Origin of the sequence: Cohnella caldifontis (assembly GCF_029360585.1) — a bacterium.
In the GTDB taxonomy this organism is placed as follows: Bacteria; Bacillota; Bacilli; order Paenibacillales; family Paenibacillaceae; genus Cohnella; species Cohnella caldifontis.
In genome coordinates, this window is sequence record NZ_JAQZSJ010000003.1 from 36612 (window position 1) to 60952 (window position 24341).

Here is a 24341-nt window from a genome sequence, read left to right on the forward strand (position 1 = left end):
CCCTTTCGGTCTCTATGCGTTTACTTCGGATTCAATAGCGAAGCCAACCCCCACAAAACCGAAGCGTCGGGATCGCGGGACACGACGATCTTCACCTCTCCCCAGGGCGTCCAGCTTCGCTGCCGGACTTTCTCTTGCAGCATGGGGACCAGGACGGCCTGCGACTTCATCAATCCGCCGCTCAGCACGACCGTCTCGGGATCGTAGGCATGGATCATGTTCACGATGCCCGCGCTCCAATGGGCGACCAGCGTCTCCAGCAATTCGGCGCCGACCCGGTCGCCGCTCCCGGCGGCCTCGATGATTTCGCGATAGCCGAGCGAGCCGTGCCGGGAAAGCGAGCTGCCGGCAAAGCCGGGATGCCGCTTGGCCAACGCGGGCAGCGCCCAATGCCCGGCTTGCGCCTCCAGGCAGCCCGTATTCCCGCAGTTGCAGGCGTTCCCGCGGATATCCGTCGCGAAATGGCCGCCGAGGATGCCCGCTTGCGCGTGCCTGCCTCTGACGATTCGGCCGTTCATCACGGCGGCGGTCCCGATGCCGGTGCCGAACGTCAGCAAGACGGCGTCCGTCTCCCCGACGGCCGCGCCGTAGGCGATCTCGCCCAGAAGCGCCGCCCGCGCGTCGTTCTCCAGCACGCATCGCAGGTCGAAGGCGCCGCGCGCCCAATCCCGGAAAGAAAAGCCGACGGCATCGGCGTATTTCTCGTTGATGGACAGGATCGTGCCCTTCTCCGCATCCACCATCCCGGGCGTCGCGATCCCGAGTCCCGCGCAGTCGGACGGCCGCAGCCGCCGTTCGGCCAGCAGCCGCCCGATTTCCCGTTCGACGGCGGGCAGCCGTCCGATCAGCCCTTGATCGGAATAAGAGGGCAGCGAGGCGCGGGAGACGACCTGCCCCTGCCGAACGAGTCCGAGCTTGATGTTCGTCCCGCCGAAATCGACGGCGATGGCGACCCGTCCGTCGGTCCCTCCGTTACCGTACATAGGCTTTGATCGTTCCATGCGTGCCGCCGCCGCTTCTTTCGCCGGGGCGGATCGTGTATTCGCCTACCGAGGCGGGTACGATGAAGGTTTCCGCATAATGGACGACGAAAGGCTCGAATGCCTGAGACGGACTCTCGACGATCGCCTCCGCGCCTTCCACCAGGTTCAGCATTTGAACGCCGCCGTTCGTATGATGGGGCGTAACGCCTTCGAACCAATGCCTCCGCGTTTCGATGAACTGGCTCTCGTGCAAGCCGGTACGCTCCTCGCGCCAGCCGTCTCCGCTGCCGATCGGCACGATGGGGTTCACCAGCTCCCTCTGCACCCACCCGGTCGTCCGATCCCAGCGAATGTTCAACGCGCCGTGTTCCAGATGAATCGGTCTCGGTTTTCCGTCCAGGCCCAGCCGGTCCCAATCCCATAATTTGAAGGTGAAAATATAAGGCGTCGCGCTGATTTCCAGCACCATGCCGTTCGTGCCCGAGCAATGAACCGTACCCGCCGGGATCGAGAAGTGGTCGTGCTTTTTCGCCGGAAATACGTTCACGTACTTGTCGGCCGGGAAAGAGACGCCTTCTTGCCCCTTCGCCAGATCCGCCAGCATGGCGTTCGGGTCTACGCCTTCCTTCAAGCCCAGATATACGGTCGCGTCCGGACCGGCATCGAGCATGTAGTAGCTTTCGTCTTGCGTGTAGCTCATCCCGAACGCCTTGCGGATATATTCCGGAAGCGGGTGAACCTGCAGGCTGAGATTCTGTCCGCCCATCGTATCCAGGAAATCGAATCGAATCGGGAATTCCGCGCCGAACCGGGCGAATACCCGCTCTCCGAGCAAGCCGATCGACTCGAAGAAGACGAGGTTGATCGCCGGCACTTCCACGCGAACGTCGTCGTATCTCAGATAGACGCTGTTCTCTTCCGGCACGCCGTCGAATCCCCACGCGTACGGATGCTCGCGCTTCTCCAGACCGATATGCTCCTCCAGCCAATGCCCTCCCCATACGCCGGGATCGAAGTAAGGCACGAGCCGGAACGGCTGCCGGACCGCCTGGCGGAAACCGTCCAGCAGCGCTTTCCCGCTGACCATCCGGGGATCGCCGCCGCGGTTCGTATCCAGATAATAGTCCGATTCCGGCAGCAGCTTGCGCTTCAGCCGGTCGGCCGCCCGCCATTCGACGAAAAAGCCGACTTTGTATTTGCGGAGAATTTCTTCTTGCGGGTTGTCCAGCAGCCAATTGCCGAATTCGCCGCTCCGGTAGCGCGATTGGATTTCCCAACGCGCCAAATCCGCGTAGACCGTGCAGTCTCCCTTGCAGACCAGGGAAGCGCCCGTTCCGATCACGAGCACGACTCCTTCGGTTACCGCGTTGACCGACTCCCGAAGCCGGCCCAATTCGTCCTCGTCGTAATAATCCCCGATCTCGAAGGGGGCCATGAAGCCGAAGACGCGGTCGTCCGTCACGTAGGGGCCCAGCATCGCTTTCAACTCGCCGAGCGGTTTGGCGGCCAACTCGGCCTCGACGATCTTCGCGAAACGGAAACGCTCCCGCAAGCCGTCGACGATTTCCGCCGTCCGGACGGAAGGGTAGCACTCGACCGTAAGGACGAATTTCTCCCGGCCGTCCGCATGCCGGGCCAGTTCCCGCCCGATCTCGGCATACCCTTTCCAAGCATGACCTTGCCAGCCTCGAATCCGGATTTCAGGATGTTTATCGTAGTTCGTCAATTCGACAACGCTCCTTTACGATTTCACGGTCAATACCATGCCTTTGATGAAGTTCCGCTGAAGAGAGAAGAACAGGACGATCGTCGGAATCGAGGTCAGGACGATGCCCGCCATGAGCGTGGTGACCCCGGAGCGGAAAAAGATCCCCTGCATCGACGCCAGCCCGGCCATGACCGGCCTTACGGACTCGGAGCGGCTCAGCGTCAAGCCGAATACCAGATCGTTCCAAATCCAGGTGAACTGGAACAGCATCAGCACGGATACCGGGGGCAGCAGCAGCGGGAAGATGATCCTCGCGAAAATGCCGAAGCTGCGGAACCCGTCCATCTGCGCCGCTTCCACGACTTCGAACGGAATCGTCGTCATGTAGTTGCGGAGCAGGAACATGCAGAACGGAATGGAGATCGCGACATAGAACAGGAGCATCCCGCCGAACGTGTCGTAAATGCCGAATTGCTGATAGCCTTTGAACAGCGGGACCAAATACATTTGAAACGGGAAAACCGTGCCGCTGTAAATCAGCAGGAACCAGTAGAATCCGCCCTTCAGGCGAAGGATGACGACGCCGAACGCGGCCATCGCCGCCAGCAGGATGCTGATGCCGGCGCCGAGGAAGCTGTAGCCGAAGCTGTTCAGCATCCCCCGGCCCAATTCGCCCATGTGCAGCGCCTCTTTCATGTTGGCGAACAGGCTGAACGAATGCGGCAGGGCCCAGATGTTGCCTTGCGTGAAATCTTCCAGCGACTTGGCCGCGTTCATCAGGACAAGCGCGATCGGCAGCAGCCACAGCACCGCGAGCACGATCATGCAGCCATAGAGGAGAGCGTTCGAGAACGTCCGCATGTCAGGCCTCCTTCACGATCGTTTGTCTCAAGTAGAACCACGACACGGCAATGGAGATGACCGTCAGGACGATGGAAATGGCGGCGCCTTGCCCGAAGTGGAAGATGACGAACGACTCCCGGTACATCGTCACGGCCAGCGTCTCGGACGAACGGTAAGGTCCCCCCATGGTCATGACCCAGATGATGTCGAAAATTTTGAAGCTGTTGACGAGCGACATGCCCAAGACGACGATCGTGATCGGATTCAGCAGCGGCAGCGTAATGTTCCAGAACGTTCGCGCGCGGCCGGCCCCGTCGATGGCGGCGGCCTCGAACGGCTCTTTGGGCAAGGAGCCCAGTCCGATCAGAAACAGCAGCATGTTCGTGCCGGTGCCCTGCCAGATCGAAGCGACGATCATGGCGTACGTATTGTAAGGCGGCGTGTTCAGCCAATCCAGCGCAAGCTTGTCCAGGCCGACCTGCGTCAGCACGAAGTTGATGCCGGTCCGGGAGAACAGCAGCACCCAGATGACGCCGACCACCGTAAGCGACATCGCGTAGGGCAGATAGAAAATGTTTTTGAACAGGCGCTGCCCCTTGATCCTCTGGAGCATCACGCTGAACAGCAGGCCCAGCCCGACGGGAAACACGAGCGTCGCGACCACCCAGATCAACGTGTTTTTCAAAGAGGTGATATAGGTCATGTCCTGGAACAAACGCGCGTAATTCTCGAAGCCGACCCAGTGAGGCGAATCCAGCCCGTCGTAGTCGGTGAAGCTGACGTAAAGCGTGTATGCGATGGACGTTATGAAAAACGCCACAATGATCAGCGCGGCGGGTAACGTGTAGCACAAGGCGGCGCCATGCTTCTTCCAAGCGTTCATCCGCTCTCCTCCTGTCCTCATGATGGCATTGGTACCTTCATTGTAATGAGGGGAGCGGAGAGGGATAATAGAGGATCTATGGATTTCTTGGAGTATTTATAGCCGCCGAATTCCGGTATTCCTGCGGCGTCATGCCGGCGCAGCGCTTGAAAATGTTGGAGAAATAGGCGGCGTCCCGATATCCGACGGCATCCGCGATCTGGTACATTTTCATCCCGGTTTCGGCGAGCAGCTTCTTGGCGGCCTCGATCCGGAAGTCGGTCAAATACTCGATGACCCCGAGCCCGGTCTTTTTCTTGAACATGACGCTGAAATAGGCGGGATTCATGTTGACGTGCTCCGAGATGGCCGTCAGGTTGATGTCGCGGGCGTAATGGGCGCGGATGAAGGCGATCGCCTTGTCGACCGTCTGGTTGGCATACGGCTTGCCCGGTTCCTGCCGGTCTTCGGGTTCGGCCAGCTCTTGGAACAGGGCGATTTGCTCGGCGAAAGAATCCGCCAGCGCCAGCCGCTCCGTCCATCCTTCGGGCAATGCCGGCAGCTTGCGCGACAGGACGATCAGCGCGATTTGCAGTTCCCGCGCCAGAACGTCCAGCGCCGCCGGCGCATAGGAAGACGCTTTCACGGAGGAAAGCCAAGCTTTCAGCGCGGGCACGGCGTCCTCCGGCGCTCCCGGCTGCTGCAACGCCTTCAACTGCGACACGTGGGCTTGGCAGTCGGCCTTGACGTGCGCGACCGCGTCCCGGTACGTGATCAGCACGCTGTTGTCGCGCGGCCGGCGCAGCGCGAGCAGCTGGCGGGCTTCGGCATACCCGTTCGCGAGCAAGGGGAGGGACGCGGAGGACGACAGCGCGGCGGAGAAGGACAAATTCAAGTAGTGCGAAAGATGTCTGCGGATTTCCTGCAGCTTCTCGCAGCTGTCTTCGAAAGCATGCTGCGCCGGCATCAGAATGACCAGCCTGTCCTCTCCGTCGTAGAAGCAGGGCAGGTTCTGCGTGACTTCCGAAGCGATATTCCAGCAGGCGTATTTGAGCAGCTCCCATTCCGAACGGTCGTATTTCCGGCCGACTTCATAGCGGTTCTCGCATTGGAACAGCGCGACGGCATGCAGGCTGGGCGACAAGCGGATGCCCAGCTTGCCGGCTTGCTCCTCGATCGTCCGGAGAGACAGCTTCGACGGTTCGGTCGCCAGCTTGCGGAGAAAATCGGATTGCAGCAGCCATCGATTCCGGTTCAATAATTCGTTCTTGCGGCTTTCCTCCACGATTTTCGTCCGTTCTTGCGCGAACTCTTCGTAAATCCTGCGCAGCAAATCGTAGATCTCCGCGAAGTCGGGCGGTTTGACCAAATAATCCTTGCACCCCAGCTTGATCGCCTGTTTGGCGTACTCGAAGTCGTCGTATCCGCTCAGGATGACGGAACGGATGCCGAAGTGCGACTCCGCCAGCCGTTCGATCAACTCCAGGCCGTCCATGTTCGGCATGCGGATATCCGTGAACACGACGTTCGGTTCCAGCTCCGCGATCATCCGCAGCCCCTGCTCCCCGTCGGCGGCGGTGCCCGCGACCTCCACGGGAAGATCCATCCGCTCGATCATTTTCGTCAGGCCGATCCGGATCAGCTCTTCGTCATCGATGATCAGCAGCTTCATGGTCCATTCGGGGAAGCCGGATGGTATAAGTGGTTCCTTGTCCGAGGGCGCTGTCGATGTCAAAGGAATACCTCCCGTTCGAATAAGCGAGTTGAATTCTGCCGTACACGTTGCGGACGCCCAGATGTTCCTTGAACAGGACATCTTCCTCCTGCAGCGCGAGCTTCAGATCCCGCAGTTGATCTTCGCTCATGCCGGCGCCGGAGTCCCGGATCCGGATCAAGAGGCTTTCGGTTCCCGACTCCTGATCTCCCGCGATTTCGATCCGGATCGCCCCTTCTTGGCCCGAGGGGACGATGCCGTGGATGATCGCGTTTTCCACGATCGGTTGAAACAGCAATTTCATCATGGGCCAGTCGAGCACCGCTTCTTCGGCCTCCAGATCCAATATCAGCTTCGGGTAGCGGTATTTCATGACTTCGATGTACAGCTGGATATACGCGCATTCCTCCCGGACGGTGACCCGCTCTTCCTCCTTGCCGATCGAATAGCGAAGGAGCTTGCCCAGCTTGGAAGCCATCGTGGAAATGTTGTAATTGCCGTCGATCTCCGCCTGCATGACGATGGCGCTGAGCGTATTGTACAGGAAATGCGGATTGATCTGGGCTTGCAAGGAGGCGATCTCCGACCTTTTGCGCCGGCGTTCGATGGACAGCACTTCCCGGATCAGCTCGTGGATGCGCCCGATCATGTGCTTGAAGCTGGCCGTGATGACGCCGATTTCGTCCGTCCTTCGGGTATCGGGAATTTCGATGTTGAATTGGTGCTTCGGCGCGTTCAGCATCAGCCGGCTCAGCCGTTTCAGAGGCAGCGAGATCCGGTAGCTGACGCCGACGACCGTGATCAGGGCGACGAGAAAGAAGAATAGGTTGACGAGGAGAATGAGGCGCTGGATGCTTTCGACTTTCAGGAAGAGCTGGCTCTTCGGAATGGCGGTCACCAAGGTCCAGTTGGTCACGTCCGAAACGAACCGGCTTTGGAAATGGTCCGATCCGGCGCATTGGGTCAACGAGCGGCCGAGACACCGATGCTGGAGATCGAAGAGGACCTGCTTCCGGTCGTTCACCAAGTAGAGATTCCCGTTCTGGTTGAGCAATTTGCGGCCGGCGTCCAAGGTGAAATCGAGCCGGTAGTACATGCGGACCATCCCGATCTCATGGAACGTCTGCGGGTTGTACAGCAGCCGGGAAATCGCGAACAGCGCGCGTCCGTCCTCTTCCTCGATCGGCGGGAACAGGTAGGCCGCTCCGGCCAGCGCCTTGGTCCGCTGGATCCAGGACGTATCGGGGTCCGCGATCTGGCTCCCGAGATGGAACCGGTTCCCGTTGCGGTCGAAGATTTCCACCGACGCGATATTGCTCCGATCCGTCGCCAGCATCATGGACAGCCACCCGTTGATCTGAGCCGTATCTTCATAGGAGTACCCAAGCAGTCCTTCGCGATTGTTCAAGTGTTTCTCCAGAATGTTGTTGAGCGTGAAGTCGTAAGCCGGATTTTTGGTAATGCCGCTGAGCAGCCGAACGTAATTGTCCATCGTCTTTCCCGTGTTCAAGGTCATGTCTTGAAGCCAGGAGGTGGCGTCCGCTTGCATTTCCTTCTTGATGAAGCTGAACGTGGCCAGATTGATCAGCAAAGTCGGAAGGAGCACGGCCACGACCAGAATGAACACGAGCCGATTAGGAAACGAAATGGACACGGGAACCCCTCCGGATGAAAAGCAAGTAGGGGGACCCCGGCAAGGGCCCCCTTCTGGAAACGTTATGGAAATTCGAAAGCGCGGAATCGCGGAATCGCGGAATCGCGGTTTATTTATGTTCCGCCCAATATTGTTCGGCCTTTTTCTGAACGTTGTCAAGCACGCGATCGAGCTGGTCGGGATTGAGCATGAAGCGGATGAATTCGCTGGACGCGTATTCGGACAGCTCGGACGGCGTCGCTTCCCAGAACCGCGTGATCGTCTGGTATTGGCCCGCGGAAATATCGCTCGTGAGCGAGTGGATGATCGGGTCCGGCGATTCGACGTCCTTGCGGATCGGAACCCCGCCGTAGAGCGAAAGCATCTTTTCGTTGGCTTCTTTCTTCGTCAGCGCCACCAGCGCCTTGACGGCGTTGTCCTTGTTCTTCGCGTTTTGGGAGACCAGGAACGGGGTGACTTCCGAGATGACGACGTTGCCGGCTTCCGGCGTGACCGACGGCAGCACGAACGCGCCGAAGTCTTTGCCGGGCTCCATGCCCGCCCCTTTGAAATAATCCGAGTACCAGCTGCCCATGAGGTACATGGCGAATTGCCCTTTGGCGAAAGCGGGAGCGCTTTCTTTCTGGAAGTCGGTCGGTTTGTCGAAATATCCTTTGTCATAGAAGGATTGCCAGAGCTTCATCGCTTCCACGACTTCCGGATCGGTATACTTCGCTTCTCCGACCACCAGCTTCCGGTAGACGTCGGGATGGGTGCGGATCATGAATTCCTCGAACCAGATGAATCCGTTCCACACGTCGACCGACGTCGTGCCGATAGGCGTAATCCCCTTCGACTTCAGCGTTTCGTTGATGTTGATGAATTCATCCCACGTCTTCGGCGGCTGAAGGTTGTTCTCGTCGAAAATTTTCTTGTTGTAGAACATCACCCAATAATGGATGCCGGCCGGAATGCCGTACGTTTTGCCGTCGAACGTCAGCGTGCTGGCCACCGCCGGGTCAACGCCGTCGGCCACCATTTCTTTCCACTCGTTCGTCATGTCGGCCAAATAACCCGCGTCTACCAGCTCTTTCATCTGATAACCGTTCCACCACTTGAAAATATCGGCGGCTTCTTTGGTCGTGAATCCTACGCGGATCGCCGTCTGGAACGAGGTGGGCTCGTTGTAGGGGACGCCCTTCAGTTCGGTTTGGCTGTTTTTCAGCGTGATGGGATTGATTTCTTTCAAATAATCCGTCCAGGCGGGATTGTCGTAATAGAAATCCGCCTGAACCGTTCCTTGCTCGCCGCCCCCGGTCGGGGACGCCGCCGCGCTGCCGGCCGGCGCGCTGCCCGGCGCGCTGCTGGACGGCGCCTGCTCCTTGCCGTTTCCGCCGCAGGCCGTGAGCGCGGACAGGATCAGCACGGTCAGAAGCGCGAATAATCCGATTCTCTTCATGTCGTGACCTCCTTTATTCAATGGGACAGGTTTCGGTTGATGCATCTCCCATTATAAGAACCGCCATTTTCGCAACCTATGGAGGATCTATGGATATCTTGTAAAATTTTTAGCGAAACGAGATCCGATACGAACGGACCGCCCTTCCCGGCACTTCGCATGCGACGGCGCCACCGGCCCATTCGAGCTCCCGCAGGTTCTCCTCCGCCGGTGACACCAGATGAGCCGAGACGGGGCGCAGCTCCGGAAAGGAAATCCGGCAGCCGCCTGCTTGTTCCTCCATGTTTTGCACGCGGACGATCACTCCGTTGCCGTCCTCCGCCGGTTTGGCGGTAATCCAGAACGGTTCGGCGCCCTCGACTTCCATGAACCGGCCGGCCGGCTTGACGCCGTCCCGGCGCACGAAATCCCGCAGGACGATCGGCGGCGTTACCGCCTCCGCGCCGAAGCGGGCGCGGTCCGCGTCCTTCGCCGTTCCGTCGTGGGTCGTCAATTTGTAGCGGAGCGGGATTTGACCGCCTTGGCTGGCTTTGAAGTTGACCATCCAATGGTTGTTCAGCGCCCAGGACATGACGGTCGGGGATTCGGCGTTCAGCTCTTCAGCCCAGCGGCCCGTCGTGATCCCGCCGAGCTGCACCAGCGGGGCGTCCAGCGGCACGAGGGTTACGCCGCGCCGGCCGTCGCCCACGTCGATCCAGCGTTGGATCGGAAACCAGTCCCGGACCGTTCCGGGCAGCTGCTCCCGGTCCGGCGTCAGGGCGATGCCGTTGATGTCCGCCCGGAACCGGGGTTCCTGCAGACGGAACGGGAACGCGATATACACGGATTCCGGGTCGGTGACGTGTTCTTTGTCCAGCAGCCAATGGATGCTCAAAGACCGTTCGTTGGTCGGCAAGACGAACGTGCAAGTCGCGGCTCGGATGCCCTGGGCGCGAATCGTGACCGCGATGCGGGCCTCGTAGGCGGTCAGCGTCGGCTCGGCGATTTCGACCTCCGTCGGCGTTTCGCGGCGGAACGGCGTATCGCGCACGCCCGTTCCGAAATACTCGTTGGACCAGTCGGATTCGTACAAGGCGTCGCGGCCTTTGGGGCTGTCCACCCATTCGTAGACATACTGTCCGATTCGCCAGCCGCGGTACGTTCCCGCGAAGTCGTAATTCAGCCGCTTGTCGTAGAACTCGGACAAGCCGCCGCTTGCCGGGTCGATCCGGATGCGGTAGTACGCGTTCTCGATCGTGCCCGGGCCGGCCTTCAGATCGTCGCCCTTGGGCGCATCGGCCAGCGGCAGGAAGGCGTAGCCGAAGCCCGCCACCTTGCCCGCCACCCTGCGGCCCTCCGCGTCGGGCTTGATGCCCCAGGTCAAGCCGCGCGGCATGAACATTTCCAGCATCCCGTTCGGTGCCTGGCCGCCTCGGCGGATCGGTTCCTCGACGACGATCTCCCGGTCGTGCGGGAGCGTATTCAAGACGAGCAGTTCTTGGTAGGTCGGGGCCGGCTTGGCGAGCTCCGGGGGAAGATGCCCCAGGTCGAACCGGACCTCGTCCTCTTGCCGCGCCAACCCGGAAGCCAGTCGGCGCGCCGCCCTGGCCAGAATGTCGTGCGCTTCCGCGGCGGCCTGGTAGGCATAGTTGGCTTTCTTGTTCCACTGCGAACGCGTGAACAAGCCGTTCGGCGATTCGATGCTGGAGAAAGCGCCCCACGTATGTTCGTCGTACAGGGTCATGGATTCGTAGGCCTGCGTAAGCCGCTGCACGTCCCAGCCTTTCTCGCCGAGGGCGTGGAGCCATGCGCCCATCATTTCCGAGCCGTGCAGCAGCTCGTGCGTCGACCGGTTCAGCCCGGTCTCGAAAGCGCTCGACGCGACGCCGTCGCACCACCAGTCGAGCCAATCGCCTTTGACCGTGCGGAGCTTGTCCGCGTATTCCGCCCGCAGCAGGCGGTTCAGTTCGGATACGGTAATGAGCGCCATGCGCGGGGTTTTGCCGGCTTCGTTCCATTCGCGGATGAAGTCGTACAGCCTGACGTCCGGCGGCCCGTTGTCCACCCGGACCGGGTTGGTGGCCGGACCGTAAACGAAATCGAAAGGATAGTCGGGATCGTTCTCCAGCTTGGACACGATGCCGGGCACGAACTTGTCGGCCAGCTCCCGGTGGCCCAATCCCGCCAGGCCGCCGAATAAATAATGATAGCCGTTCCAGGCCAGCAATTTGCCGCCGGCCGGGCCCTCCCACCAGAACGCGGAAGGCCGGGGTTTGGGCACGCTGCCGCGCACCGGGTTGATGGACATCGTGAACAATTCGATGCCCATCTCCGGCAGCAGATCCGCCAAAATCCAGCTCGCCCCGTCCACGTCGCAGTTCATCGCCACGCGGATGTCCACCCCGAACCGGTCGCGCAGCCGTTTGACGGGATACAAGGTGCGGTGCAGCTGCTCCACGTTGAGCAGCGGCGTCAGGTTGTACTGCATGCCGGCGATGTCGATCTGGCCGGCTTTGTGCCAATGAAGAAACCGTTCCAATTGGGAGGACGAGCACGCGTTCAAATATTTTTCGGTCACGCCCGTGACTTCGCACACCCACTTCGCCCGGGCTTCCTCGGGATAATCCGCGGTTCTCTCGCACATTTCCAAGGCGTAGTCGATGTATTCCATATGCTGTCGGAAGCAGACGTCCTGGTAGTCGGTGAATCCGATGTCCGTATGGGAGTGGTTGACGAAATAGAACGTTTTGATTTTAGGCATTCCGGTCCCTCCTGCCAACATAGGATGATTCGATTTCCCAACAAATTATAGGGAACCGGGAAGACGCGAGAAATGAAGGAAATATAGAAATCCTATAATTTTTATAGATCTATCGGATTGTCGGGGGAGGGATGCGAATACAACGTCCGAACATGGTATAATCATAGGATAAATCTAACAATACGCCAGAGGATTCGAAACGGAGAGATCTGCGATAAACGAGCCAACGGAAGACCAAATGGACGTGCACGGCCTGACGCCCGACCGACAGTTGAATCTCGTGGATTTTCCCGTCGGGGCGGATTTGTTTCTGCTGGTCAAAAACGCGCTGCAGCGCATGGAGCAAGGGCAGTTGCTGGAGGTCATCGGATCCGGCATCGAAATCAAGGACGATCTGCGGAGCTGGTGCAGGCTGAACCGGCATTCGCTCGTGATGGCGATGGACGCGGGAGACCACTACCGGTTCCTCATTCGGAACAATCCCGTCAAGGCGCTGGAGCAGCCCGATTGGGGCATCAAGCTGCCGCTGCGCAAAGACGGCCGGCTGGACATCCGGGACTGGTTCCAGGGCCGGGTGGGCGAGCTGCGCGAGCAGGCGCCGGCCTATGTCGGTTTCGTGCCGCGCGGGGCGGTCGCCGAACCGGGCGTTCCCGATTTCGGCTTCAGCCTGAACCAAAAGGACGACGTGTGGTCGAACAACCTGCTGGATTTGTACGAGCAGGCCAAGGAAAAGCAGTGGAACGCGACGACCGATATCGCGTGGGACGAACTGCCGGAGCTGCCCGAAGAGATGGAGTGGGCCGTCTGCCAGATCATGACGTTCCTCGCGGAGAACGAGTATTCGGCCTTGTACATCCCGGCCAAGTTCATGGCCCGGATCAATCCGCACTACATCGAGGCGCTCATGTACTTGTCCACCCTGATCCAGGACGAGTCCCGCCATATCGAGGCGTTCACGAAGCGGGCGCTGGCGGGCGGCGGCGGACTGCAGTATTCGTCCGCGCTGACCGAGCGTTCGCTGCACAGCCTGTTCATTCAGGAGGACTACTTCAAATCTTCCTTCCTCCTGCACGTGCTGGGCGAAGGCACCTTCCTCGACCTGTTGACGTTCATCGAAGAGCATGCCCCGGACCCGGTCACCCGCCAGATCGTGACGCTGGCCAAGATCGACGAAGGCCGCCATGTCGCGTACGGGATCGGCCATGTCCGCCATATCATCGAGACCCATCCCGGCATGGTCCAGGCGCTCGTCGACGCGGCGAACGAGCGCAACGAATACTTGGGCGCGGCCGATGCCGGCGAGAACTCCCATCTCATGGAGGCGCTTGCCATTCTGGCCGGAGGCGGCCGAACGCCGGAGCAGCTCAAGACCGGCTTCGAGCGGGTCCGCCGGCTGAAGGACGTCATGTACGAGCACCGCGTTCAGCGGCTGCTGCAAATCGGCCTCACGCCCGACATCGCCGCAGCGATCTCCAAGACGCATACCCCGAATTTCATGTAGTCGCGCTTATCCCATACCTAAAGGAGAGGTTCACCCATGTCCGCAATTCTGGAGATGACCCGACAAATCACGAATGAAGTCATCGCTCCGATGGCCGCGGCCGTCGACGCCGAGCGCCGGTTCCCGAAGGAGTCGATCGAGGCGCTGGGCAAGGCGGGGCTGCTCGGCCTGCTCGTACCCAAGGAACTGGGAGGACTCGGCGGAGACCTGACGGATCTGTCCGCCGTCACCGAGATCATCGCCGCGGCCTGCGGCTCGTCCGCGATGTGCTATCTGATGCACTGCTGCGCGACGGCGGTCGTTGCCGCCAAAGCAACGCCCGACCAGGCCGAACGGTATTTGAAGCCGATCGCCCGCGGCGAGAAGCTCGGGACGCTGGCCTTCAGCGAAACCGGCACCGGGGCGCACTTCTACTCGCCGGAGATCAAGGCCGTCCTGGAGGGCGACCGATTCGTGCTGAACGGCAAGAAAAGCTTCGTGACCAACGGCGGCGAGGCCGACTTCCTGATCGTGATCACCAACGCCTCCTCGCCTGAGCTCGGTTTGGACATGATCATCGTGGACACGGACGCGCCGGGCCTTCGGTTCGAAGGCGAGTGGGAAGGCATCGGCCTTAGCGGCAACAACAGCATCGCGTTGCATTTGGAGCAGGTCAAGGTGCCCGCAACGCAGCTCGTCGGCGCGGAAGGCGACGGCATGGGCCTCGTGTTCCAGGTCGTGGCGCCGACATTCATCCTCGGCGTGGCGGGCGTCAACGCGGGCATCGCCCGCGGCGCGTACGAGACCGCGCTTCGCCACGCGAAGGCGCGCAAGTACGCGGACGGCCGCAGCTTGGCGGAGATCCAGGCGATCCAGTTCTATCTGTCCGACATGTTCGGCGGCGTCGAGTCGGCTTCGCTGTTCGTCCGTAACGCGGCGGCCAAGGCGGTGCGCGGCGACGGGGACGCGATCCTGCACGTGATGCAGTCCAAGGTGCTGGCCTCCGAGCAGGCGATCCGGGTCACTAACCTCGCCATGCAGGTATGCGGCGGCCAAGGCTACACCAAGGCGCTGCCCGTGGAGCGATACCTGCGGGACGCCCGGGCGGGCGCGGTTATGGCTCCGACCACGGAAGTGCTGAAGGAATGGGTCGGCAAATCGGTTGCCGGCGTTCCGTTATTTTAATTCGAGGATCACATGGAAGGGAGTTCGCCGAACGTTATGCCTACGCAAAGAAACGCGCTCATGATCGGAGCGGTCGCCTACGACCCCAAGGTCATCCCGATATGGGACATCATCCGGGACTACTATAATCGGAACGGTTTTCCGATCGACTACGTCCTGTTCTCCAATTACGAAGCGCAGGTCGAATCGCTGCTGAACGGGTTCATCGATATCGCCTGGAACACGAACGTCGCCTACGTGCGCATCCAGCGGCTGCTGGAGGGCAAAGCCAAGGCGCTGGCCATGCGCGACACGGACATCGGCTTCACCTCGAAGATCATCGCCCGCACGGACAAGGGCATCGCTTCGCTCGCCGACCTGAAGGGCAAGCGCCTGGCGCTCGGCAGCGCGGATTCGGGCCAAGCCGCCATTCTGCCGTACCATTACGTGAAAGCGAGCGGGGTCGATCCGGAGACGGACCTGACGCTGCTGCGCTATAACCTGGACGTAGGCAAGCACGGAGACACCGGCACGAGCGAGCTGGAGGTCGTCCGCGCGCTGAAGCAGGGCGAAGCGGACGCCGGCGCGATCGGCGAGTCCACGTGGATCCGCTTGCTGGAGCAGGGTCAGGTGAACACGGACGAGATCCGGGCGATCTGGACCTCGCCGGGCTACAGCCACTGCAATTTCACGGCGCTGCCCGAATTCGACGATGAGAAGGCGCGGCGGTTCGCGGACCTGCTGTTCGCGATGGATCCGACCGAGCCGGAGATCCGCAAGATGATGGAGATGGAAGGGCTGAACGAGTGGGTCAGCCCCGAAGGCGCGGGGCTCGAAGGCTATCGGGTATTGTTCGAAGCGATGGCGGACCAGAAGCTCTGATCGCCGTCATTCTCCGCTGATCGCAACGAAAAATGCACCCGAACCGGGTGCCTTCAACCGATTACGGCCATCCCTTGCGGGGGTGGCCGTAAAATTTGCCGGAAGCGGAGCGTCATCATTCAATGGCGTTCCTCGTGGCCGCATACATCTTGGCCGCGTATTCGTCGATGTCATCGCGCGACATGCGCAAGCGAGCCACGGAAGTGCCGTATCCGATTTCCCGGTTCCCCTCTTCCAATCCTTTGAAAATCCCGTCCGCGAAAGCATCCAGCGGTTCTCCATGGACATGCAGTCCCGTCCCGCCTAAATCCGTATTCACGGCCGGAGGGGCGATTTCGATGACTTCTACGGACGTATCGGAAAGTTGGAGTCTTAAGCTCATCGTAAAGGAATGAAGCGCCGCTTTCGTTGCGGAATAAATCGGAGCGATCGCGAACGGCGTGAAAGCTAACCCCGAGGTCACGTTCAGGATCGCCGCCTTTGGTTTTGCCGCGAAATAGGGAGCGAACAACATGGAGAGATGAAACGGCGCCTCCAGGTTCGTGATGATTTCTTGATTGAAATAACCCCAGTTGTTTTTCGCGTCCGCTTTCAGCACATTGAAGCGTTGTTGGGTACCGGCATTGTTCACCAACACGTTCACGTCCGGATAGTTGGCCGTTACCCAATCGAACAAGGCAACGCGCTCGGATTCCACGTTCAAATCGCATGCTCGAGTGACGAGGCCGGGGAATTTCTCCTTCGCTTCCCGCAGTACATGTTCACGCCGTCCGGTAACGATGACCGTATTTCCGGCTTTTATAAAGCGTTCTGCAAATGCGAGTCCAATCCCAGTACTTCCGCCCGTAATCAGGATGGTATTGCCTGAAAGTTTCATCTTGATCGCACCTCTTCTCCATTTTTGATTTCCTGAATCTGTTTCGTATAACGTTCGATCTTTTCCTCAATTCCCGATAAATACTGCGTCATGAGCGAAATCTCATCGTGCACGGCTTGTCTGTGACGCTGCATCATTTCCAGCCGGCGTTCAAGGGTGGAATCTCCTTCAACGATCCATTCCATATATTGCTTAATCTTGCTTATGGGCATGTGCGTGTTTTTCAAACAAATGACGGCTCCGAGAAGCGCAAGCTGACGCTCCGAAAACAACCGCCTCCCCGCTTGATCGCGCTCGATGAGCGGCAGCAATCCTTTTTTTTCGTAGTAACGGATGGTGGATTCGGGAATGCCGTATACGGCCGCAGCTTCGCTGATGGAACTATATTTCATCTGGAGACCTCCAAAATCGGATCTTGCCTTGTCGGCAGGAATAGAATACGACTTAAACCATGGTTTAAGTCAACAGGTCCATCCAAAAAAATTCGGGGCACGACACGCCGGAGATTCGTAAGCGCCCGCGCAGCTTTGCATATATTCCGAGGAGAAGGGGGGGCGACCGGCCCTTTAAAATTGACCGTAGACGTTTGCGTATATAGGCACTAGACTAGGGTGATGTACAGATTTGGCATAATAGGAGTATTTGAATAACATGACAACTTCGGATCGTCTTCCCTCCTGGAAGAAACTCAGCCTCTTCGCCGTAACCTGGCCCATCTTCGTCGATTCCGTCCTTCGGATGCTGCTGGGAGCGGTGGACGTGTTCATGCTGAGCCGGATTTCGGATACGGCGACCGGCGCGGTGGGGCTGGCCAACGAAATCATCTTCTTCTGCATCCTGATGTTCGGTTTCGTCGGAATCGGAACCAGCGTCGTGGTTTCCCAATATATCGGCGCCGGAAGGGGCCAGGAAGCGAGCCGGATCTCGGCGCTGGCCGTCTCGATCAATCTCGCGTTCGGGATTCTCGTCAGCGTCGCGCTGGTCGGGTTCGGGGAGCCGCTCATGCGGCTGATGAACTTAAGTCCCGAGCAAATCGGGATTGCCGGCCGTTATTTGAAGATCATCGGCGGGTTTATTTGGATCGAGGCGCTCTCTTACGCGGTTTCGTCGATTATCCGGGCGGGCGGGCACACGAAGAGCGTGATGTACGTGACGCTGGGCGTCAACGTGATCCATATGACGGGCAACTATTTGCTCATTTTCGGCTTCCCGGAATGGGGGGTGACGGGAGCGGCCGTGTCCACGGTCGTCAGCCGTTTGCTCGGGATCGTCGTGCTGTTCGCGATTTTGTATCGCCGCATTCCCTCGCCGATCCGGCTGAAGGATTACGTCACCTGGAACGGTTCCTACGTGAAGAAAATATTGAGCGTCGGTTTGCCGGCCGCGGGCGAGCATCTGTCCTGGCAATCGCAATATCTCACGGTCGTCAGTTTCGTCAACATGATCGGCGTCACGGCGCTCAACACCCACGTTTACGTGATGAACGTCTCGAATTATTTCATGGCGCTGGCGATGGCAATCGGCAACGGCACGGAGATCATCGTCGGCCAAATGGTCGGCGCGGGGGAAATGGACGCGGCATACAAGAGGCTGCTCCGAAGCGTCAAAATCAGCTTCGGCTTGACGTTCGCCGTCGTGGCTGCGGCCTCGCTATTCCGACATCAGATCATCGGCCTATTCACGGAGAATCCGGAGATCATCGCCGTCGGCGCCGGTATCTTCCTGGTTTCCATCGTGCTGGAGCCGGGACGGACGTTCAACATGGTCATCATCAATTCGCTGCGCGCCGCGGGGGATGCGCGTTTTCCCGTCCTGATGGGCGTATTCTCGATGTGGGGGGTATCGGTGCCGCTCTCGTATTTGCTGGGCGTTCATCTCGGGATCGGGTTGCTGGGCGTATGGATCGCGTTCGCGCTGGACGAATGGCTGCGCGGGGTCCTGATGCTGCTGCGTTGGAGAAGCCGGGTGTGGGAGAAAAAGGCGCTGGTCAAGCCGGCTTCCGCTTCGGATACGGGAATGGCGATCTAATAGAATCCGCACCGCGATCAGGGCACCCGTCAGGGTGCTCTTTCGATTTTGGTCTATACGGAGTACAGGCAAAGCGATATACTGAGGAAAGAGATGGTAGTTCGATATAACTAGCAAATGGTACTTTGTGCTTACTAGAGGAGTGTTGACAGCATGACCACTAGTACTCGGATCAATTTGTTGATTCCCTATCTGGACGGCGAATATTATGGAACGATTTTTACCATCCTGCACAGCGAAGCGAACAAAAGAGGCGCTGCGCTGATCGCGATATTGGCGAATGCCGGCGTGGAAAATCCGACTTCCTTCCACTATCACGTCGGGGCGGAGTCGGCGGACGGCTGGCTGATCATGATGAACCCTCAGTCCGTTCTGCCGGCCAACCTTGGCTTTCTTCGAACCATAGCATCGACCGGGAAGCCGATCGTGACGATCGGTTACCGGGAGCAAGCCATTGCCTCTCACTCGATCGTGATCGATAACCGGCAAGCAACCAAGGAAGCCGTCCTTCACTTGATCCGGGAGCATGGACATCGGCGGATCGCTTTCGTCGGGAGCATGGAACACGTGGATCTCGTGGAACGGTTCGAAGGATACAAAGAGGCTTTATTTGAAAGCGGTATCATATACGACGAAACGCTTTATTATCGGACCTCCGACTCGATCCGGCTCGGGGGGACGGCGGCCGCGAAATCCATGCTGGCGAAGGGGATCGATTTTACGGCCGTATTCGCTTCCACCGATTTAAACGCCATTGGGATGATCGAAACGTTGCAACAAGCCGGTTATCGGATCCCCGAAGATATCGCGGTGGTCGGATTCGATGACCTGCCGTCGGCCGAGGCTTTCCATCCTCCCTTGACGACGGTTCGCCAATCGTTCTCGAGTTTCGCGGAGGCCGGCTTCGAGCTTCTCTATCAGCAGATTATGGGGAAGAAGCCGCGCGAGTCCGTCACGTACTTGCCCACGGAGTTCATCGTTCGCGCCTCCTGCGGCTGCCCTTATCGAACCCAAGGGCAACCGATAACGGAAATCCATAATAAACTGGCCAAGGCCCAAACGAACATCGATCTCATCGTTCAGCGCCACTATCAGCTGGCATCCAACTGGGTAGCGGCAACCCGTAAAGACAAATTCCATCTCTCGAATATGTTCCGGGAGGTCAGCAAGTGGGGGTGTCTGGCTTTATGGGATCCAAGCGAGAAAGAGCATAAGCATCTGATCATCAAGCAAGCGTTCAGCAATGACGGCGATCCCGTTCCTCCGATCGGATACAGAATCCCGATGGAACGGTTCCCGCCTGCCGAGTGGATCCCCAAGATGGAGGATCATGAATACGTCCGTATCCAAGCGATCCGTACGGATAAAGAAGACTTGGGATTCGTGATGATCGTGGCCCCGATCGACAAGCTGGTCTTAATCTCCGGCGCGGACATTAACCGGATCAGCTTTCTCATCACCGTGGCGGCACTCGAGCGGGACCGCTTGTTCCATCAAGTGCAATCCATCGCGGAGCAGCTGGAGATCGTCTCCCGGACGACGAACGACGGCATATGGGATTGGGATCTCGCCGCCGGCCGCATCCATTGGAACATTCGCAGCCACGACATGCTGAACTCGATCGGCGAGACGTTGACGGGCGAGCCGGAGGCTTTTTTCCGCCTCATTCATCCCGAGGATTACGACGCCGTCATGGACAAGTTCCGCGACCATCTGGAGAACGGGGCTTCTCTGAAATTGGAGTTTCGGATCCGGGGGAGGCATGAAGGGCAACAGCTGTGGGTATTCGCGGCAGGCGACTCCATTCGCGACGAGAACGGCAGGAGCGTCCGGATCATCGGCTCCCTCACCAATATCACGGAGAAGAAGCTCGCGGAGAAACAGATCACCCATCTCGCCTTTCATGACGTACTGACGGGGCTCCCGAACCGGAAGTTATTCCAGGACCGCTTCCACTTATGCAAGGAACAAGCGAACCGTTACGGCTATAAGCTGGGCGTCCTGCTGATCGACCTGGACCGGTTCAAGGTCATTAACGATACGATGGGCCATCAAGCGGGGGATGAACTTCTAAAACAAGTTGCTGATATGCTGGACGGCGTCGTCCGTTCTTCCGATTCCGTCGCGAGGGGGGGATCCGAACGATCGACGGTCGCCAGATTCGGGGGCGACGAGTTCATCGTCTTGTTGACCCATATCCACCACGCGGCGGACTTGCAGCGAATCGGGGACCGGATCATACGGAAGTTTAAAGAACCCTTCCTCATCCAAGGGATCGAGATGTTCACCACGGCAAGCATGGGAATCAGCATGTATCCGGACGATGCGGATCAATTGGATGCCTTGATCCGAAGCGCGGATATCGCCATGTACAAGGCCAAGGAAAACGGCAAAAACAGGAGCGAATTGTACAACAGCCATACGCATTCCCTGACGATAGAGCGCTTCTCGATGGAGAACCAGCTCAGAAAAGGATTGGAGCGCCGGGAATTCGTTCTTCATTATCAACCGCAGGTGAAATTGAACGAAGACAAGATCTACGGAGTCGAGGCATTAATCCGTTGGAACTCTTCGGATCGCGGATGGATCTATCCGACGGAGTTCATCCCTCTGGCCGAGGAAACCGGATGGATTACGGAAATCGGCCAATGGGTGTTGCGGGAAGCCTGCAGCCAAATGAAAAGCTGGATCGATCAGGGACTTCCCGGAATGGTCATGTCCGTGAATATTTCGGCTAGCCAGCTTCACCAGAAAGATTTCGTGGACTTGGTGAAGACGGCGCTTGCGGAAACCCGCCTGCCGCCCGGTCTGCTGTGCCTCGAAATCACGGAGAGCACCGCCATCAAAAATCTGGAGGTCAGCAGCGACAAGCTGCGCGAGCTGAGCGAGTTCGGCGTGCGCATCGCCATCGACGACTTCGGCACCGGCTATTCTTCCTTGTCGATGCTCAAGCATTTGCCCATCCAAAACGTGAAAATCGACCGTTCGTTCATTTGCGACATGGTGAACGACGCGGATGACGGGGCGATCGTAAGGGCCGTGATCGCGATGGCGCACAGCTTGGGGTTGTGGGTGACGGCCGAAGGCGTCGAAACGGAAGACCAAATCCGGATTCTGTCGGAAGAGAAGTGCAATGCCATTCAAGGCTTTATCGTAAGCCGGCCTCTTCCCGCGGAAGAGTGTCTCCTCCATATCCGGAACTATAACGGTCGATGACGCGAAACATGCGGCAGGGGCTGTCCCTATCGGTCGGAAATGACCGGAGGGTCAGCCCCTTGATCGTAGGCGGCTAGGTTAATCCAGCAGCGCCCGGAGAAAAATCGAGCGCGTTCCGTTCATGGCTTTCAGATCCTCCCTGCTGACCGCAAGCTGATCCGCTTCTCCTCCATCGGTGACGTTCGCCGCCTTCCGGATTTCTTCCGCCGTTTTGGCATCGAACTCGGTCGGCAAGACGAGGCGCGGTTTCAAGGCGTTCAGGATCATGATGGACGCTTCTTTCTTGACATGCCATGCGGGAGCGTCTTTGAACGCCAAGAGGGCGATATCGATCGCGCCGAGCTGTTTCAGCTGGTCTTCGGTCAACCGTTCTTGATCCAATCCGGCGAAGTAAGCAATTCGCAGACCGTCGACTTCATAGACATAGATGACGTCCGTCGGCGCGTTCGCATCGATCGGATCTCCCGTATGGGAAGCCGCGATCCCCGTTACCTTGACGTCCTTGACCGCGAAGCTCTCGGGTTTCATCTCGGATACCCGGGCGTCGGGATTGTATTGAAGGAAATACGAATCCTTATGATCGTGATTGACGAAGGTCGACGTAATGATATCCGCCTTGATGAATCCGTGCGTGAACGGAATCGTGTTCGGATCGGCCACGACGACGGTGCCTTTCGAGGAGACGACGGCGAAGGAGATGTGTTTGCCGAACTTGGTCCCCAAGCTCTTGATCAACGTTTTGCCCGTGTCGTTCTTCAGCGTCTCCGTATCCCGCTTGGCGTCGGGTTCCTCCGATTCCGAAGCTGCGGCGGCCGACGCGGAAGAAGCGGCGGTTGCGGCCGGCGAGGACGCCGCGCCGGATGGAGAGGCGGCGGTCGAAGGTTCGGCCGGGTTGGAACATGCTTGCAGTGCGACTAGGACAGCGGCGGCCAGGACGCCGGCGGCCAGAAGAGAAACGCGATTGCGGCTCATGCGAAATCCCCCTTTTGGGTTGCGATCGGAACATTTAAAATAGTATCAACGTCTACGTCCGGATCCCATTGCAAATCGAAAAGAATGGTTGACGGATCGACAATTTCGTTACGGACAAGGGTGGCTTCCGCATGGAGATGAGTACGATCGGGACCCGTTTTTATCCGCAATTCCGGCTGGATATGGTTTACGCCGGGCGCGGCAATATGGAAGAGGTCGGCGGCTACGGAAACCGGTATCGATTGCTGCTGATCCAATCGGGCGCCGGAGTCGTACGCGTGAACGATCGCCGGTTTCCGCTGCAACCCCAGGCGGTCTATTGTTTCCGCGAGCGGGAAGACGTCGAGCTGCTGGACGGAACCGGGATATCGGCGCTGTCCCTCTATTTCCATCCGAACGTGATCAATCGGAAGCTGACGTTTGACCGTTCCGGCGGCGGGGACCTGTCCTTGACGGACGGACAGGATCAATGGTGCTTGAAGCCTTTCGACGAGCGGACGGAGGCTTACTACGGATGCATCCCGCTAGATCCGGCCTTATCGCGGCATGCGGAGAGAATTCTGGAGGACATCGGCTTCAATCTGCAGCATCAGCCGGACAACAGCTGGCCCTGCCGAAGCCGTTCCCTCCTGCTGGAGCTGTTGTTCCTGGTCGGAAGGGCGTATCAGCGCGGGGAGACGGGACCGCAGGGCATTCCCGACGCTGCGGCGGACGGGATGGAAGACGTGCTGCTGTATTTGCATGTTCATTATGGATCAAAGCTCAAGCTGGAGGACATCGCTCGCAAATTCAATACGAACAAAACGACGCTGAACCAGAAATTCAAAGCGTACACGGGCTATTCGATCGTGGCGTATCTCAACGGGTTCCGGATGCAGATGGCCAGCTCCATGCTCCGCAATACGACGTTGTCGAGGGACGAGATCGCGAGCAGGGTCGGATTCAAGGATTCGGCGCATTTCAACCGGAGCTTCAGCAAGCATATCGGCTATTCGCCCAGCGCGTACCGTTCGGAATTTTGCTGGATGTTGAAGTAGGAGGAACGGTTGTTTATGTCTAGGAGGAATGATTTGAGGGCACCTGTGGATTTGGCGGTTGCCAACAACCGGATTTGGTGTGCGATCGTATGCGATTCGCACGGAATCGCCCATGATTCGAACGAACGCGTATGGGGTGCGTTATCGAAGGCGCCTCCCTATTATCCCGATGCCATTACGATCCATCCGGACGTTACGTTAAGAGATGTAGAAGATTTCATGGAAAACAGGGAATTCGCAAGCATGAAAGACAGTTACGCCAATCTGGACCTGTCATCGCGCGGGTTCAACGTGTTATTCGAGGCAGAGTGGATTTACCATGCACCCGCGATTGGCATGGAGCCTGCTGAATCTTCATGGCAATGGCACGCGGTTGCTTCGGAAGAGGATCTGCTTCCATGGTCGGTCGCGAACGGGACGGAGACGGTGATCCGAACCGATCTATTGCGCCGAAATGACGTGAAAATCTACATGCGCGAAGAAGCAGACGGCTTGTCCGGGTTTATCGCGAGCTTGGGCGGGAATGCGATCGGGATTTCCAACGTCTTCTCGACCGGGAGGACAAACGAAAGCATCTGGACGGACATCGTGAGCATCGTTTCGAAACAGTTTCCCGGGATCCCGATGGTCGGCTATGAACGGGACGACGATCTCGCGGCGGCGCTTGCGTCCGGTTGGACGTCGATCGGTCCGCTCCGGGTCTGGGTTCGCTAACGGGCAAGCTCGCACGATTAATGTTCGCA

Annotated in this window: 18 protein-coding genes; 7 read left to right on the forward strand and 11 right to left on the reverse strand. The window is 58.8% G+C overall.

The features are described from left to right. Positions 1-20: 20 nt before the first annotated feature. The 8 genes from PTZ19_RS05915 to PTZ19_RS05950 form a co-directional block, all read right to left on the reverse strand. The gene (locus tag PTZ19_RS05915; protein ID WP_276353019.1) at positions 21-1001 is read right to left on the reverse strand and encodes an ROK family protein; all 981 of its coding nucleotides are present in this window, start codon (positions 999-1001) and stop codon (positions 21-23) included. After that, positions 973-2709: a class I mannose-6-phosphate isomerase gene (locus tag PTZ19_RS05920; RefSeq protein ID WP_276353021.1), complete on the reverse strand. Its 1737-nt coding sequence runs from the start codon at positions 2707-2709 to the stop codon at positions 973-975. The genes PTZ19_RS05915 and PTZ19_RS05920 overlap by 29 nt, the downstream gene beginning before the upstream one ends. Before the next feature lie 15 nt (positions 2710-2724). Continuing rightward, positions 2725-3552, reverse strand: a complete 828-nt coding sequence (locus tag PTZ19_RS05925; protein WP_276353023.1) for a carbohydrate ABC transporter permease — start codon at positions 3550-3552, stop codon at positions 2725-2727. Position 3553: 1 nt separating this feature from the next. Beyond that, positions 3554-4417, reverse strand: a complete 864-nt coding sequence (locus tag PTZ19_RS05930) for a carbohydrate ABC transporter permease (protein WP_276353026.1) — start codon at positions 4415-4417, stop codon at positions 3554-3556. Between the two features lie 76 nt (positions 4418-4493). Further along, complete coding sequence (locus PTZ19_RS05935; protein WP_276353028.1) at positions 4494-6068, reverse strand: response regulator; 1575 nt, start codon at positions 6066-6068, stop codon at positions 4494-4496. Next, a complete protein-coding gene (locus tag PTZ19_RS05940) occupies positions 6046-7764 on the reverse strand; it encodes a sensor histidine kinase (protein ID WP_276353030.1) in 1719 nt (572 codons plus the stop codon). The genes PTZ19_RS05935 and PTZ19_RS05940 overlap by 23 nt, the downstream gene beginning before the upstream one ends. A gap of 109 nt (positions 7765-7873) precedes the next feature. Continuing rightward, on the reverse strand, positions 7874-9202 hold the full coding sequence (locus PTZ19_RS05945) for an ABC transporter substrate-binding protein (protein WP_276353033.1): 1329 nt from the start codon (positions 9200-9202) through the stop codon (positions 7874-7876). A 109-nt stretch (positions 9203-9311) separates the two neighbouring features. Beyond that, positions 9312-11942, reverse strand: a complete 2631-nt coding sequence (locus PTZ19_RS05950) for a glycoside hydrolase family 38 N-terminal domain-containing protein (RefSeq protein ID WP_276353036.1) — start codon at positions 11940-11942, stop codon at positions 9312-9314. Between the two features lie 238 nt (positions 11943-12180). Here PTZ19_RS05950 and PTZ19_RS05955 point away from each other — a divergent pair, with 238 nt between their 5' ends. From PTZ19_RS05955 to PTZ19_RS05965, 3 genes are read left to right on the forward strand one after another with little or no spacing between them, the layout of a single operon-like run. Further along, positions 12181-13443 (forward strand): sulfurtransferase TusA family protein, encoded by a 1263-nt coding sequence (locus PTZ19_RS05955; protein WP_276353039.1) that lies wholly within the window; start codon positions 12181-12183, stop codon positions 13441-13443. Between the two features lie 36 nt (positions 13444-13479). After that, complete coding sequence (locus PTZ19_RS05960) at positions 13480-14607, forward strand: acyl-CoA dehydrogenase family protein (protein ID WP_276353042.1); 1128 nt, start codon at positions 13480-13482, stop codon at positions 14605-14607. Between the two features lie 36 nt (positions 14608-14643). Further along, positions 14644-15468, forward strand: a complete 825-nt coding sequence (locus tag PTZ19_RS05965; RefSeq protein ID WP_276353044.1) for a phosphate/phosphite/phosphonate ABC transporter substrate-binding protein — start codon at positions 14644-14646, stop codon at positions 15466-15468. 115 nt (positions 15469-15583) lie between these two features. Here the strand turns inward: PTZ19_RS05965 and PTZ19_RS05970 are convergent, their stop codons facing one another. Together PTZ19_RS05970 and PTZ19_RS05975 are read right to left on the reverse strand one after the other, a co-directional pair. Further along, positions 15584-16345 (reverse strand): SDR family oxidoreductase, encoded by a 762-nt coding sequence (locus tag PTZ19_RS05970; RefSeq protein ID WP_276353046.1) that lies wholly within the window; start codon positions 16343-16345, stop codon positions 15584-15586. Continuing rightward, a complete protein-coding gene (locus tag PTZ19_RS05975; protein WP_276353047.1) occupies positions 16342-16737 on the reverse strand; it encodes a MerR family transcriptional regulator in 396 nt (131 codons plus the stop codon). Before PTZ19_RS05975 ends, PTZ19_RS05970 begins: the two co-directional genes overlap by 4 nt. Before the next feature lie 259 nt (positions 16738-16996). Here PTZ19_RS05975 and PTZ19_RS05980 point away from each other — a divergent pair, with 259 nt between their 5' ends. Together PTZ19_RS05980 and PTZ19_RS05985 are read left to right on the forward strand one after the other, a co-directional pair. Then, entirely contained in the window at positions 16997-18373 is a 1377-nt protein-coding gene (locus PTZ19_RS05980; RefSeq protein WP_276353049.1) for an MATE family efflux transporter, read from the forward strand. A gap of 153 nt (positions 18374-18526) precedes the next feature. Continuing rightward, on the forward strand, positions 18527-21589 hold the full coding sequence (locus PTZ19_RS05985) for an EAL domain-containing protein (protein ID WP_276353050.1): 3063 nt from the start codon (positions 18527-18529) through the stop codon (positions 21587-21589). Positions 21590-21667: 78 nt separating this feature from the next. On the opposite strand, the gene PTZ19_RS05990 is transcribed toward PTZ19_RS05985, so the two are convergent. Further along, entirely contained in the window at positions 21668-22561 is an 894-nt protein-coding gene (locus tag PTZ19_RS05990) for an MBL fold metallo-hydrolase (RefSeq protein ID WP_276353051.1), read from the reverse strand. A 131-nt stretch (positions 22562-22692) separates the two neighbouring features. Between PTZ19_RS05990 and PTZ19_RS05995 the strand changes: the two genes are divergently transcribed. Together PTZ19_RS05995 and PTZ19_RS06000 are read left to right on the forward strand one after the other, a co-directional pair. Beyond that, positions 22693-23598, forward strand: a complete 906-nt coding sequence (locus PTZ19_RS05995; protein ID WP_276353052.1) for a helix-turn-helix transcriptional regulator — start codon at positions 22693-22695, stop codon at positions 23596-23598. A 33-nt stretch (positions 23599-23631) separates the two neighbouring features. Further along, positions 23632-24312, forward strand: a complete 681-nt coding sequence (locus tag PTZ19_RS06000; protein WP_276353055.1) for a hypothetical protein — start codon at positions 23632-23634, stop codon at positions 24310-24312. The last annotated feature ends 29 nt before the right edge of the window (positions 24313-24341 follow it).

Coding starts and splice junctions, on each gene's coding strand:
- PTZ19_RS05945 (WP_276353033.1), bottom strand. CDS start 9,202: ATGAAGAGAATCGGATTATTCGCGCTTCTGACCGTGCTGATCCTGTCC.
- PTZ19_RS05995 (WP_276353052.1), top strand. CDS start 22,693: ATGGAGATGAGTACGATCGGGACCCGTTTTTATCCGCAATTCCGGCTG.
- PTZ19_RS05950 (WP_276353036.1), bottom strand. CDS start 11,942: ATGCCTAAAATCAAAACGTTCTATTTCGTCAACCACTCCCATACGGAC.
- PTZ19_RS05925 (WP_276353023.1), bottom strand. CDS start 3,552: ATGCGGACGTTCTCGAACGCTCTCCTCTATGGCTGCATGATCGTGCTC.
- PTZ19_RS05935 (WP_276353028.1), bottom strand. CDS start 6,068: ATGAAGCTGCTGATCATCGATGACGAAGAGCTGATCCGGATCGGCCTG.
- PTZ19_RS05960 (WP_276353042.1), top strand. CDS start 13,480: ATGTCCGCAATTCTGGAGATGACCCGACAAATCACGAATGAAGTCATC.
- PTZ19_RS05990 (WP_276353051.1), bottom strand. CDS start 22,561: ATGAGCCGCAATCGCGTTTCTCTTCTGGCCGCCGGCGTCCTGGCCGCC.
- PTZ19_RS05930 (WP_276353026.1), bottom strand. CDS start 4,417: ATGAACGCTTGGAAGAAGCATGGCGCCGCCTTGTGCTACACGTTACCC.
- PTZ19_RS05955 (WP_276353039.1), top strand. CDS start 12,181: ATGGACGTGCACGGCCTGACGCCCGACCGACAGTTGAATCTCGTGGAT.
- PTZ19_RS05965 (WP_276353044.1), top strand. CDS start 14,644: ATGCCTACGCAAAGAAACGCGCTCATGATCGGAGCGGTCGCCTACGAC.
- PTZ19_RS05915 (WP_276353019.1), bottom strand. CDS start 1,001: ATGGAACGATCAAAGCCTATGTACGGTAACGGAGGGACCGACGGACGG.
- PTZ19_RS05980 (WP_276353049.1), top strand. CDS start 16,997: ATGACAACTTCGGATCGTCTTCCCTCCTGGAAGAAACTCAGCCTCTTC.
- PTZ19_RS05985 (WP_276353050.1), top strand. CDS start 18,527: ATGACCACTAGTACTCGGATCAATTTGTTGATTCCCTATCTGGACGGC.
- PTZ19_RS05975 (WP_276353047.1), bottom strand. CDS start 16,737: ATGAAATATAGTTCCATCAGCGAAGCTGCGGCCGTATACGGCATTCCC.
- PTZ19_RS05970 (WP_276353046.1), bottom strand. CDS start 16,345: ATGAAACTTTCAGGCAATACCATCCTGATTACGGGCGGAAGTACTGGG.